Source organism: Arthrobacter sp. D1-17, from assembly GCF_054130535.1.
In genome coordinates this window covers 3,445,679-3,457,647 of record NZ_CP096382.1, presented here as the reverse complement: position 1 = coordinate 3,457,647, position 11,969 = coordinate 3,445,679, and the positions used below count along the sequence as shown (strand labels likewise).

Sequence of the window (11,969 nt, the reverse complement as noted above, 5' to 3'; positions counted from 1 at the left end):
ACACGAGGAACTAATGAGCCCCGCAAACGAAGCCCGCAAGTCCAAAGCTGAGCGCACAGCAGAGGCCCGCGAGAAAGCCCGCCAGATCCGCGAAGCACAGCTTAAGAAGGACAAGCGGAACAAGCTGCTGATCGGGTGGGGCATCGTGGCCGCGGTGGTGGCCATCCTTGTTGTCGTGGGTCTCGTGGTCAGCACGAGCCTGCAGAACAATGCCCCGGTTGCGGATCAGGGCCCCACACCGGCCAACGGAAACGTTCACGGCGGCGTCACCCTTCTGAAAGGCACTGAGGTGGCCAAGACCGAGCCCGCCACAGTGAACGTGGCGGACCTTCCGGAGCCGGCGGCATCGGCCCCCGCCACCATCGCTGCGCCCGGTGCGGAAGCTGAGGCCGGCAAACCGGTTAAGGTTGTCCTCTACATCGACTTCATTTGCCCCGCCTGCAAGAACTTCGAGGCGCAGTTCAACGAGACCCTGACGTCGCTCCGCAACGAAAGCAAGATCACCGTGGAGTACCGGGCTCTGGGATTCCTGGACAGCCGCTCCACCACCAACTACTCCTCCCGTGCAGCCAACGCCGCTGCCTGCGTCGTGAATGAGTCCCCGGAGAAGTACGCGGAGTTTGTGGACACGCTGTTCGCCAACCAGCCGGCCGAGGGCGGCCCCGGACTCTCCGACGACGAGCTGAAGAAGCTGGCCACGGACGTCGGGGCCAAGAGCATCGATACCTGCGTCGAGGAAAAGCGCTACCGTCCTTGGGTGAAGTACACCACCCAGGAAGCGGCTGCCATCGGCGTTGCCGGCACCCCGACTGTTCTGGTGGACGGCAAGCAGTGGGGTAAGGGTGACAGCGCCCAGACTGAATTCCCGGCCTTCCTCGAGGCGGCCATCAAGGCCAAGGCCTAGTTCCTGCATCAGCCTGGACGGCAGCCTTAGCGGCGGCCTCTTGGTGGCGGCCCGCGCCCCGGATCGAACCGGGGATGCGGGCCGCCACCGTTTTTACCTCCGGGCAGTCCTTGGGCTAATCTTGACTAGCGCCATATGGCGCCCACCCTGACGGGTGTGCCTCCTTAGCTCAGTTGGCCAGAGCACCGCTCTTGTAAAGCGGGGGTCGTCGGTTCGAATCCGACAGGGGGCTCCAGGAAGGCCGTGAGCTGCGATGCCAGTACCGCAGGTCAGGGCCTTTGCATTTTCAGACCCCTGGACTCAACCGTTCCGGTGTTTCGCGCCCATGACATTGAGCGGGCCGACATCGGCCACATCATAGCCGTGGGGGTAGACCGGCATCAGCGGCTGGCCGGACCTGAAGCTTGGTACTGTGCGCAAGGGAGTGTGGCGACGGATCCCATTGCGGACTGCCAATCCGGCATCAAGCGCAAACCGTGACCACCAGGTGCTCCGGGGGAGCCCGAGCGCTGCGGTGAGCCGTGCGTCGTCGAGCATTGTGGCTATCATGAGCCTTGTCAGCGGATGGAGCATCCGCGGCTGCATGCTTTGAAAGACCTCTACCGTAGCCTTCATGAGTGCCCGGCCGGCAGGGCTTGGGCGGACTCTCCGGCTTTCGTAGTCGTCGAAAAAGGCCTCCGCCTCCTCGAAGGTGGCAGGGATGTTGGAGATGTGCATCCTGGTGCCCAGCCCTGTGAAGAAACGGATGGCGGCGTTTCTTTCGGTCTGTGTGGGTTTCCGCCAGCCGTGGCGGTGCGACCACCGTAGGGGGACAACCAAGAGTGTCATCAGCACATACAGATAGTCTTCGTCGCTGCCAGGAACGTTGCGGTGAACTCGATTCAGCAAAGCTGTCATTTGTCGACCACGCTCGGAGTCCAGTCCGTTTGCGATGAGTTCATAGATGACGATTGCAGTGTCAAAGGAACGCTTCACGGGCCGCGCTGGGATTTCCCCGTTTGTGACAAGAGTGTCTGAACCGGATGGAATGGTGAAATTCCGGTAGTACGCGAGGAGGAACCCGAGCTTCATGTCTTCGGCAAGGTCGAAAAGGACCATCTGCCTGAACGTTTCCTCCCAGTCCTCCGGGTCCCTGGTTACTTGCCGGCTTAGGCTCTGCTCGAGAGATGGATGAAGATGCATGATGATGTGGGACCTCCATGGCGGAGACGCGGGCCTTAGAAACACCAACCGAGAGGTTCACGACGACGGTGTCCCTCAATCGTAGGACGGGGCGCCGGGAGATTCGAGGAGTTGCTGCGAACAGGTCCGTGAAGCGGAGGGGGCTGTCCCCACGCCGACCGCTCATGGTCAGATAGGAGGGTTAGACCGGCTGTCCGAGTCCGACCGCGGCCTCGGCCTATGGAAGGAACAACATGACCGATCACCAGGACCATCCTCCGATCCCCACTCCGGGCAGCGCCCAGGGTCTGGACACCAAGATCGAGGGTGGGTGTCCGATCGCCCATGACAGCGTGACCTCGCACGGCAGCGAGAGCGAGAACCCGGCCATCGACTCGCCGCAGCCCAAGGCGCACCGTCCCCGAACGAACGCAGACTGGTGGCCGAACCAGCTCGATCTCTCGGTGCTCCATGGGAACCATCCGGCAGGCAACCCGCTCGCCCCCGGTTTTAGCTACCGGGAGGAGTTCCAGAAGCTCGACGTTGAGGCACTGAAGCAGGACATTATCGAGGTCCTGACCACGTCGCAGGACTGGTGGCCGGCGGACTTTGGCCACTACGGCGGCCTGATGATCAGACTGAGCTGGCACGCTGCCGGCACCTACCGGGTCCACGATGGCCGCGGCGGAGCGGGTGAAGGCAGCCAGCGCTTCGCTCCGCTGAACAGCTGGCCGGACAACGCCAATCTGGACAAGGCCCGCAGGCTGCTGTGGCCGGTGAAGCAGAAGTATGGCCAGAAGGTCTCGTGGGCGGACCTGCTGGTTCTCGCGGGCAACGTCGCCCTGGAGTCCATGGGCTTCAAGACCTTTGGATTCGCCTTCGGCCGTGAGGACGTGTGGGAGCCCGAGCAGATCTTCTGGGGGCCAGAGGACACCTGGCTCGGCGACGAACGCTACATCGGAGAAGGCCAGATGTCGGAGGAGGTCGGCTCCACCGAGATGGGCCTGATCTACGTCAACCCCGAGGGCCCGATGGGCAACCCGGATCCCAAGCTCGCTGCGTCGTTTATCCGCGAGACCTTCAAGCGGATGGCGATGAACGACGAGGAGACCTTCGCGCTGATTGCCGGCGGCCACACCTTCGGCAAGACCCACGGCGCCGGGGACGCCGACGCACACGTCGGCCCCGAGCCGGAGGCTGCCGACCTCGAGGCGCAGGGCCTGGGCTGGCTCAGCACCTACGGCAGCGGCAAGGCCGGCGACACAATCACCTCCGGGCTCGAGGTCACCTGGACCGATCGGCCGACGGAGTGGAGCAACCGTTTCCTGGAGATCCTGTTCGAATATGAGTGGGAGCTCACCAAGAGCCCGGCAGGTGCCCACCAGTGGGTCGCCAAGGATGCCCCGGAGATCATCCCGGACGCGCACGACCCGGAGAAGAAGCACCGCCCAACCATGCTCACGACCGACCTGTCACTGCGCTTCGACCCGATCTACGAGAAAATCGGGCGGCGCTTCCTGGAGAACCCGGACGAGTTCGCGCTCGCGTTCGCCAAGGCCTGGTACAAGCTGCTGCACCGCGACATGGGTCCGGTGGGCCCGCACCTGCTCGGACCATGGGTCCCGGAGCCGCAGCTCTGGCAGGACCCCATCCCGGCAGCCGACCACGCGCTGATCGACGAGCAGGACATCGCCGCGCTTAAAGCCCAACTCCTGGAGTCAGGTTTGTCCGTCTCGCAGCTCGCCAGCACGGCGTGGGCAGCAGCGTCCACCTTCCGCAAGACCGACAAGCGCGGCGGCGCGAATGGCGCGCGGATCCGGCTGGAGCCCCAGCGCGGCTGGGAAGTTAACGAGCCCGAGCAGCTGGCCACAGCGCTGCGGGCCGTCGAGACGGTGCAGCAGCAGTTCAACTCCGCGCAGACAGGGGGCAAGAAGGTCTCGTTGGCAGACCTGATCGTCCTCGGTGGCTGCGCTGCGGTGGAGAAGGCCGCGAGGGACGCCGGCTTCCCCGTCACCGTACCGTTCCGTGCAGGCCGGGCAGACGCCTCCCAGGATCAGACCGACGTCGAGTCATTCCAGTATCTGCAGCCGCGGGCGGACGGGTTCCGCAATTACATGCGCCCCGGCGAGAAGCTGCAGCCGGAGACCCTCCTGCTGGACAAGGCGTACCTGCTGGGCCTCTCCGCGCCGGAGATGACAGTCCTTATCGGCGGCATGCGTGTCCTCGGCACCAATGCCGGCGGTTCCGCCCACGGTGTCCTCACCGACAGGCCGCAGGTCCTGACGAACGACTTCTTCGTCAACCTCCTCTCCCCGGGCACGCGGTGGAGGGTATCGGGGGCTGAGGAGAACGTCTACGAGATCAGCGACATCGCCACCGGCGAACTGAAGTGGACGGCCACGGCTGTCGACCTGGTCCTCGGCTCCAACTCGCAGCTGCGGGCGCTGGCCGAGGTCTACGCGAGCGAGGACGCCCGGGAGAAGTTCGTCAACGACTTCGTGGCGGCCTGGGTGAAGGTCATGGAACTCGACCGCTTCGACCTGCGCTAACCGGGTCCGTCGGCCGAGGCGCCCCGGGCCGGCTGCAGATGCGGCCGGCCGGGACGCCCGGGCGACGGCGACTGGAGCGAGCCGGCCGACGGCGGCCCGGGGGCCGCCCGGGTCCGGCTGCGAGAGCCAGCCGAACCACGCGGCCTCAGCCGGCGTCGATTTCTTCCAGCAATTTTTTGGCTGCCTTAGCGATGTCCTCGTGGTCGTACTGCGCTGCGCGGCTTTCCAGCGAGATGATGGCGCAGCGGTGGACCTTCTTGAAGTCGCCGAACGGGAAACTGACGCTGCCCTTGGTGCCGTCCGATTGCTCCCGGTCAATGCCGAGATGCCACTTGGAAAACTCCTCAAAGCCGTGCTTGTCGATGAACGAGTTTTCATCGTCAGTCGAGGGGGCGTGTTCGCTCCAGTCGTCACGGATGTCGCGCTCAACCTTTCCCTTTTTCACCAGTGCGCGGGCATTCTCCAGGGCCTTGCGATTGAGTTTGGTGGCCATGAGGTGCCTCCCTGCGGAGAACGAGTTGATCTTTCGTTCAGGCTAAAACCGGCAGCGCCCGGCCGCCAGTCCCAAAGGGCGTATCAGCCCTGAAAAGGCCCGGATGTCGGCTTGGCCACACTAGTCTTCCCTTTTGCGCTTTATGACCTAAACTGCTTCACTGAGGTGCCTGAAATGGCGCTGCGCAGCAACGAAAGTGAACACGTTATGGCTACCGATTACGACGCCCCACGCAAGACAGAAGAAGAGAATCCCTCCGCATCGTTGGAGGCCCTTCAGGCGTCCCGCGGCGGCGGCGCGCAGACCGCTGTTATCGACGTCGATGAGAACGATACTGCTGAGGGCATCGACCTTCCGGGCGCAGATCTCTCCAACGAAGAACTCACGGTCATTGTTGTTCCGGAGCAGTCCGACGAATTTACCTGCTCCTCCTGCTTCCTGGTCCGCCACCGGTCCCAGGTTGCGCGCGAAAAAAACGGCATGAAGTATTGCCGCGACTGCGAAGGCTGACCCCCACCCGCGCCGTTTTGCGGGCTTCAGTAGCAAGGCAAAGCGAGACGCCGGCACCCGACAGGGACGCTGGCGTCTCGCTTTTTTATGCCCACAGTGCATTCGACCGTACCGCCACGATATTGGCCGTTACCGGCGGTAACGGCCGTGTAGAGAAAGTGCTACGAACGTCTCTCGAGGGCCCTGAAAAACGCTCGGGAATTACGGTCCCGTGATCGGTTTTCCGGCGGTTTAACGGTTGTACGAAGAACCGGAAACATCCCTCGTTTCGGGCCTTTGGCGCTCCTACGCTGGAGTTATCCAATCACTCACACCCGAAAGGGGTGCCTACATGAAAAAACTAAGCGCCTGGCTGACTGCCATCATCATGGCTCTCGGGCTGGGCCTGCTGGCTCCGGGGTCCGCCTCGGCAACCACTTCCTACTGCGGACTGGTCTGGGGTTCACTTGCCAAGTCCAACCAGACCATGAGCGCCGCACCGGTCACCAATGTGCGCTCGGGCCAGCACTACTGCTTCGACCGCCTCGTGATCGACATCAAGGGAAAGGCAACCGGTTACAACGTCCGCTACGTTTCGAAGGTTGTCCAGGACGGATCAGGGCTGCCCATCAAGCTGAGGGGCGGTGCATTCCTGCAGGTCACCGCCCACTCGCCCAGCTATGACAGCAACACGGGCAAGGCCACGTTCGTGCCGGCCAACCGCTCCGAGGTGACCAACGTTTCCAAGTACCAGACGTTCCGGCAGGTTGCCTGGGCGGGCAGCTTCGAGGGCCACACCACTCTTGGCCTCGGCGTCCGCGCCCGGCTGCCCTTCAAGGTGTTCACCCTTGCCGGTCCCGGCAACGGATCCAGGCTCGTGATTGACGTCGCCCACCACTGGTGACGGCAAATAAAGCCGGTTAAGCAGCGGTGCCCCGCCCCGAGGAGGAGGCGGGGCCCCGCTGTGCCTGCGTCATGCTGTACATCGTGCGGCGATGGGTGCAGTAGCGCCTAGTCGGGAACCACCAGTGCCGGGGTGTCCTGACGTATTGTCTCGCCACGGAAGAACCCAGGCCGCAGGCGCGACATCACCAGCATGAACACAGCCCCGAGCGCCAGGATGCCGACGCCAAGCACGAACACCAGGCCCACACCGAAGACCTCGGACCCGCTGCCGAATTCCGGGGCCCAGCTGTCCGCGGCCGTCTGGAGGAAGACCACCAGGAGGCCCGCCCCGCCCAGCAGGGGACAGACCAGCCGCAACATGAAGTTGCGGGCGCTGCTGAACACGGTGTTGCGGAAGTACCAGGCGCAGGCGAAAGCAGTCAGGCCGTAGTAGAAGCAGATCATCAGGCCGAGGGCGAGGATGGTGTCGTTGAGAACGTTCTCGCTTACCACGTGCATCACGGCGTAGAACCCCGCCGAGAGGACCCCCGAGGCGATGATGGCGAAGCCCGGCGTCGCGAACTGCGCGCTCATGCGGCTGAAGGGCCTTGGCAGCGCGCCGTAGTGCGCCATCGCCAGCAGGCTGCGTGAGGGCGACGTAAACGTTGACTGAAGCGAGGCTGCCGAACTGGACAGGACCGCCAGCGACATGAGGATGGCTAAGGGGCCCATAACGGGCGACGCCAGCGCCGTGAAGATATTGGCGTGGTTTTCCTCATTGTTCAGGCCAATCCCCGCGGTGCCAACCCCGGCGAACATCATGGTGGCGATAGTGATCAGGAGGTAAATGCCAAGAACGACGACGGCGGTCACGGTGCCTGCGAGGCCGGCGGTTTTCTTGCCGTTGGTGGTTTCCTCGTTCACGGTGAGGCAAACATCCCAGCCCCAGTACACGAAGATGGACAGCGAGATGCCCGCCGCGAGCTGGCCGAACGTCTCGATCTTGGTCACGTCGAACCACTCCCAGCTGAAGGGGATGGAGGTTTCGGACGAGGACCAGTTTGCAAAGGCGAGGCCCACGAACAGGGCCAGCACCAGCAGCTGGAACCCCACGAGTCCATACTGCACGATCTTTGTGCTGTGCAGCCCGCGGTAACTCACCCACACGGCCAGCGCGACGAAAACGAAGCAGGTGGCCACGTTGAGGAGCTTGTTGGCGGCGAGGTCGGCCAGTTCCGGGGTCCCCGTCAGCTGCGCGAGGAAGAGATAGAAGAAGTCCACGGCCACCGCCGCCAGGTTGGACAGCACGGTGATGTTGGCGGCCAGCAGGCCCCAGCCGCCCATCCACCCCACCCAGGGCCCGAAGGCCTTGGTCACCCACGTGAAGGTGGTGCCGCTGTCCGGCGAATCGGTGTTCAGCTCCCGGTAGGCGAGGGACACGAGGATCATCGGGATGAAGCCGATGAGGAAAATGACCGGTAGCTGCAGCCCGGCCTCGGCAACGGTAGGACCGAGGGCACTGGTAAGCGTATAGGCCGGCGCAATCGTCGAAATGCCGAGAACAACGACGGCGAGGAGGCCCAGCTGCCCGCCCTTCAGTCCCTTGCTGGTAATGCCGTGCGCGGGGCCGGCGGTGCCGGCAGTAGCTCCGGCCGACGCGGTTGGGCGGGTGGCTTGGCTCATGACGTACCCTCTCTGGGAGGCAGCCCGGTCCAGGGGACAGCGGGCTGCTGCTGGGTGATGCAGTGGATTCCGCCGCCGCGGGCGAAGAGGTCACGCGCGTCAATGCCCACCACGCGGCGGCCGGGATAGGCATCGGCGAGAATGCGGAGGGCTTTCTCGTCGTTGGGGTCGGAGAACGTGCAGGCAAGGACTCCGCCGTTCACCACAACGTGGTTGATATAGCTGTAGTCCACGAACCCTTCGGCGTCCGTCAGCGTCTCGGGGGCGGGCACCTCGATGATGTTCCATTCCCGTCCGGCGGCATCCTGCGTGGAGGACAGAAAGCTGATGAGTTCCTGGCTTACGCCGTAGTCGGGGTGCGCCGGGTTTCGCTGCGCGTGGACCAGGAGCGTGCCGGGGGACGGGATGGCTGCAACGAGGTCCACATGGCCCCGGGTGCCGAATTTTTCTGAATCACGCGTCAAGCCGCGGGGCAGCCAGATCACGTGGCTGGCACCGAGGGTCCGGACCAGCTCCGCTTCGATCTCGGCTTTGGTCAGGCCGGGATTGCGCCCGGGATCGAGCTGGACGGTCTCGGTGACCAGTACGGTGCCCTCGCCGTCCACCTGGATGCCGCCGCCCTCGTTCACCAGTCCTGACACCAGATGGTCTGCGCCTGCCCGTCCCGTGATTTCGGCCGCTATGCGGGCGTCTTGGTCCCAGCGGGCCCATTCCTGCGCACCCCAGCCGTTGAAGACCCAGTCCACCGCACCCAGCGTGCCGCGGCCGTCCAGCACGAACGTCGGGCCGATGTCCCGCATCCAGGCATCGTTCAGCTCCGCCGTCAGTACCTCGACGGCGGGTGCGAGATACCCCTTTGCGGTATCGGCGTCGTCGGGGGCCACCACCACCGTGACCGGCTCGAACTCAACGGCAGCGTTCGCGACGGCGGACCACACCGAACGCGCGGCATGCGCCTCCTCTGCAGTCCCGCCCAGAGTGTAGCCGCCGGTGGGGAACGCCATCCAGAGCCGCTCCTGGGGCGCCGTTTCTGCCGGCATGCGCCAGGTGCTCATGCCGTCACCTCCGCCAGGGCATTGGCCGCGGCCAGCCGATTGGGCTCAACCAGCGGAGCCGGCACTCCGCCGAAGGGGGCGTCGTGGCGCACTGGTTCAGTGAGACGTGAGTAGGTGTCCGGGCGGCGGGTGGTGAGGAATGGGAAGAGCGTGAGCCAGTCTCGGCGCTGGTCCAGATCCACGTCCGCGACGAGGACGGCCGATTCGTCACGCGGTGCCTGGACCAGGATGCGTCCGTAAGGATCCGAGATGAAGGAGGACCCGTAGAAATTGAGGGCGTCCTCCTGGCCCCAGCGGTTGGGGACCACCATGAACAGCCCGTTGGCGATGCCGTTGCCCACGATAACCTGCTGCCACAGGGGCTGCGTGTCAAAGTCCGGGAACAGCGGTTCTGAACCAATCGCCGTCGGATATACCAGCAGCTCCGCGCCGCCCAGCGCGTAAAGGCGTGCCAGTTCCGGGAACCACTCGTCCCAGCAGGTGGGCATGCCGAGGCGCGCGCCGTCGAGCTCGGCCGGAGCGTGGACCGCATAGGCGTCTTCGGCTGCCGGGCCCTGCCGGAAGAACCTGTCCTCGTAGTAGCCAGCAGTGACGGGGATGTGCAGCTTGTGCGTGCGCGCCAGCAGCTCAGTGGAGGGGGAGACAAGGATGGAGGTGTTCAGGCCGAGGCCGTCGTCGCTGCCGTCAGGGTGTTCTGCCTGCTGGTAGAGCGACGCGTGGACGCAGATGCCGTGGCGGCGGGCGGCTTCAGCCGCGAAGCGGAAGGTGGGACCGCCGAGGAGATCCTCCGCCACGTCCGAGGGTCGCGAACGGGTGCGGCCCAGGGACAGGTCGTTGTCCGGGACCTGGTCCGCAGGGTAGCGGGACAGCGTCAGTTCGGGAAGGAAGACGACACTGGCGCCGAGGCGGGCAGCGCGACCGATGCCATCGTCCAGTTCGGCGCGGACAGCGGCGTTGCTGCTGTGCCAGTGGTGCTGGACAACTCCGATCCGCAGGGCGGGCCGCGTGGACGGCGCTGTCCGGGCGGGGGAATCGAGGGCATCCAGGCGGGTGATTTCGATCATGATAATCACTCCATTGCGACGGCCGCATACTAAATGAATGACGTTCATTTAGTATGCGCAGTGCCTGCGGTGCTGGCAAGGGTTATTTGAATGTCGATCATTTATGACGGAAAGTACTAAGTAAGCTGATGGTGAAACGGCGGCTTGGTTCTGCCGCCCGGATTAGGGGCTGGGGTAGCGTCGGAACTGCTGGACCAATCGAGGAGGACGAATGAAAGCTTCACCGACCCTGACCAACAACATGCAGGCTGTGCTCGCGGACCTGATCGAGCTGCACCTCCAGGGCAAGCAGGCACACTGGAATATCGTGGGGACCAACTTCCGGGACCTCCACCTGCAGTTGGACGAGATTGTGGACGCCGCGAGGACCTTCGCTGACGACACCGCGGAGCGGATGCGCGCACTCCATGCGCTGCCCGACGGCCGCAGCGAGACGGTGGCCAAGTCCACCAACCTTGCCCGCTTCCCGGACGGCCTTATCAGCACCCAGGACGCGGCCGAGCGGATTGTTGCCGCCTTGGAAGCCGCGGTCGGCACCATGCGCAAAGTCCATGACGAGGTGGATGAGGAAGACCCCACCACTGCTGACTTGCTCCACACCTTCATCGAGAAGCTGGAGCAGTTCGCCTGGATGCTGAGTGCTGAGAACATGAAGCCCACCGCCAGCGTCACGCAGCCTGACGGCAAGTAACTTCGCGTGCTGCGGCCCGGCCGCAAAGGCAAAACAGCCCCGGAACGAGCTCCGGGGCTGTTTTTGTGCCGGACACCTTTGTGCAGGCCCCTTTTGTGCAGGCCCTCTTTTGGGTCGGCACCGCCCGACGGCGGACAGGACGGCCGCTGCTGCCATCAGTACCAGCGCGATGGCAGCATGATGTGGACGCCCGAGTCGAAAGCCGTGCGGGCAGCCTCTGCGAGAGCCTCGGAAGCCGGGGCCGGCAGCATCCCGGCCAGTTCCACCGCGCCCGCGAGTGTTTCGCCTGCGCCGGCCAGCGCTTCGGCCGGCGCCGTCTCGGGGGAAGTGCCCACGACCGCAGGTGGCAGCGCCAGATGCTGCTGATACGAGGCCGTGAGGATGGATCCCAGCACGGCTGTCCCGAGCAGGGACCCACCTCATAGCCTGTTTCCGAAATCGCCGCGGCTGCCCCTGACCTGGCTGGCGGAACTGCCCCCAAGGATCAGGTCGTTGGAAATTGTCTCCGCCCCGCCCACGCCGACGGCCAGCAGGAGCAGTGCGCCCAGCAGTAGCCCCGGCCCTGATGAATGGTCGTCTAGGGCGACGAGCCTGTAGCCCGCAGCGCTGAGGAACAGGCCTCCGGCCACAACAAACCCGGGGCGCAGCTTTTTCACCAGCGGCACCACGAGCAGCCCGGCCATCACCATCGCGGCAAGGGCGGGAAGCATGGCCATTCCAGATGCCGAAGGGGACATGCCCTCCAGCAGCTGCAGCTGCAGGTGCTGCGCCAGGAACAGGATGAAGCCGTTGTAGGAGAACAGCGCCAGGACATTGGCCGTGATGGCCGTGCTGAAGTCGGGGTTGCTGAAAAGCGATAGGTCCAGGAGGGGCGACGCCAGGCGCTTCTGCCGCCGGACAAATGCCCAGCCCATGAATGCGCCAAAGGCGATGACGGCAACCGGCGCCCCCGAGGCCTGCGGTGGCAAGTTCCTTGATTCCGTAGAGGCCCGCGC

Annotated in this window: 10 protein-coding genes, 1 tRNA gene and 1 pseudogene; 6 read left to right on the top strand and 6 right to left on the bottom strand. The window is 64.7% G+C overall.

What is annotated here, in order from left to right:
- Positions 1-13 precede the first annotated feature (13 nt).
- Both M1E01_RS15945 and M1E01_RS15940 read left to right on the top strand, forming a co-directional pair.
- Positions 14-904 (top strand): DsbA family protein, encoded by an 891-nt coding sequence (locus M1E01_RS15945; RefSeq protein ID WP_457972521.1) that lies wholly within the window; start codon positions 14-16, stop codon positions 902-904.
- 158 nt (positions 905-1,062) lie between these two features.
- Positions 1,063-1,139 (top strand) — tRNA-Thr (locus tag M1E01_RS15940).
- A gap of 65 nt (positions 1,140-1,204) precedes the next feature.
- On the opposite strand, the gene M1E01_RS15935 is transcribed toward M1E01_RS15940, so the two are convergent.
- Positions 1,205-2,002 carry an oxygenase MpaB family protein gene (locus tag M1E01_RS15935; protein WP_457972520.1) on the bottom strand — a complete coding sequence of 266 codons (798 nt, stop codon included), beginning with the start codon at positions 2,000-2,002 and terminating at the stop codon, positions 1,205-1,207.
- A 317-nt stretch (positions 2,003-2,319) separates the two neighbouring features.
- Here M1E01_RS15935 and katG point away from each other — a divergent pair, with 317 nt between their 5' ends.
- Positions 2,320-4,614, top strand: a complete 2,295-nt coding sequence (gene katG, locus M1E01_RS15930) for a catalase/peroxidase HPI (RefSeq protein ID WP_457972519.1) — start codon at positions 2,320-2,322, stop codon at positions 4,612-4,614.
- Positions 4,615-4,759: 145 nt separating this feature from the next.
- Here katG and M1E01_RS15925 read toward each other — a convergent pair whose 3' ends face one another.
- Positions 4,760-5,107, bottom strand: coding sequence for a hypothetical protein (locus M1E01_RS15925; protein WP_457972518.1), 348 nt, complete (start codon positions 5,105-5,107; stop codon positions 4,760-4,762).
- 207 nt (positions 5,108-5,314) lie between these two features.
- On the opposite strand from M1E01_RS15925, the gene M1E01_RS15920 reads away from it, so the two are divergent.
- On the top strand, positions 5,315-5,617 hold the full coding sequence (locus M1E01_RS15920) for a DUF4193 domain-containing protein (protein WP_457972517.1): 303 nt from the start codon (positions 5,315-5,317) through the stop codon (positions 5,615-5,617).
- A 331-nt stretch (positions 5,618-5,948) separates the two neighbouring features.
- Positions 5,949-6,500, top strand: coding sequence for an AMIN-like domain-containing (lipo)protein (locus tag M1E01_RS15915; RefSeq protein WP_457972516.1), 552 nt, complete (start codon positions 5,949-5,951; stop codon positions 6,498-6,500).
- Positions 6,501-6,607: 107 nt separating this feature from the next.
- On the opposite strand, the gene M1E01_RS15910 is transcribed toward M1E01_RS15915, so the two are convergent.
- Genes M1E01_RS15910 through M1E01_RS15900 form a run of 3 tightly spaced genes read right to left on the bottom strand, consistent with a single transcriptional unit; the run spans position 6,608 to position 10,283 of the window.
- A complete protein-coding gene (locus M1E01_RS15910; protein ID WP_457972515.1) occupies positions 6,608-8,164 on the bottom strand; it encodes an APC family permease in 1,557 nt (518 codons plus the stop codon).
- Entirely contained in the window at positions 8,161-9,219 is a 1,059-nt protein-coding gene (locus M1E01_RS15905) for an agmatine deiminase family protein (RefSeq protein ID WP_457972514.1), read from the bottom strand. The genes M1E01_RS15910 and M1E01_RS15905 overlap by 4 nt, the downstream gene beginning before the upstream one ends.
- Positions 9,216-10,283 carry a nitrilase-related carbon-nitrogen hydrolase gene (locus tag M1E01_RS15900; protein WP_457972513.1) on the bottom strand — a complete coding sequence of 356 codons (1,068 nt, stop codon included), beginning with the start codon at positions 10,281-10,283 and terminating at the stop codon, positions 9,216-9,218. The genes M1E01_RS15905 and M1E01_RS15900 overlap by 4 nt, the downstream gene beginning before the upstream one ends.
- 211 nt (positions 10,284-10,494) lie before the next feature.
- On the opposite strand from M1E01_RS15900, the gene M1E01_RS15895 reads away from it, so the two are divergent.
- The gene (locus tag M1E01_RS15895; RefSeq protein ID WP_457972512.1) at positions 10,495-10,974 is read left to right on the top strand and encodes a Dps family protein; all 480 of its coding nucleotides are present in this window, start codon (positions 10,495-10,497) and stop codon (positions 10,972-10,974) included.
- 126 nt (positions 10,975-11,100) lie between these two features.
- Here M1E01_RS15895 and M1E01_RS15890 read toward each other — a convergent pair.
- A pseudogene (locus M1E01_RS15890) lies at positions 11,101-11,961 on the bottom strand (MFS transporter); the annotation flags it as partial.
- Positions 11,962-11,969: the final 8 nt, after the last annotated feature.

Bases quoted from the DNA above. Each gene is read 5' to 3' on its own strand.
- M1E01_RS15945 (WP_457972521.1), top strand. From the start codon at position 14: ATGAGCCCCGCAAACGAAGCCCGCAAGTCCAAAGCTGAGCGCACAGCA.
- M1E01_RS15935 (WP_457972520.1), bottom strand. From the start codon at position 2,002: ATGGTCCTTTTCGACCTTGCCGAAGACATGAAGCTCGGGTTCCTCCTC.
- katG (WP_457972519.1), top strand. From the start codon at position 2,320: ATGACCGATCACCAGGACCATCCTCCGATCCCCACTCCGGGCAGCGCC.
- M1E01_RS15925 (WP_457972518.1), bottom strand. From the start codon at position 5,107: ATGGCCACCAAACTCAATCGCAAGGCCCTGGAGAATGCCCGCGCACTG.
- M1E01_RS15920 (WP_457972517.1), top strand. From the start codon at position 5,315: ATGGCTACCGATTACGACGCCCCACGCAAGACAGAAGAAGAGAATCCC.
- M1E01_RS15915 (WP_457972516.1), top strand. From the start codon at position 5,949: ATGAAAAAACTAAGCGCCTGGCTGACTGCCATCATCATGGCTCTCGGG.
- M1E01_RS15910 (WP_457972515.1), bottom strand. From the start codon at position 8,164: ATGAGCCAAGCCACCCGCCCAACCGCGTCGGCCGGAGCTACTGCCGGC.
- M1E01_RS15905 (WP_457972514.1), bottom strand. From the start codon at position 9,219: ATGAGCACCTGGCGCATGCCGGCAGAAACGGCGCCCCAGGAGCGGCTC.
- M1E01_RS15900 (WP_457972513.1), bottom strand. From the start codon at position 10,283: ATGATCGAAATCACCCGCCTGGATGCCCTCGATTCCCCCGCCCGGACA.
- M1E01_RS15895 (WP_457972512.1), top strand. From the start codon at position 10,495: ATGAAAGCTTCACCGACCCTGACCAACAACATGCAGGCTGTGCTCGCG.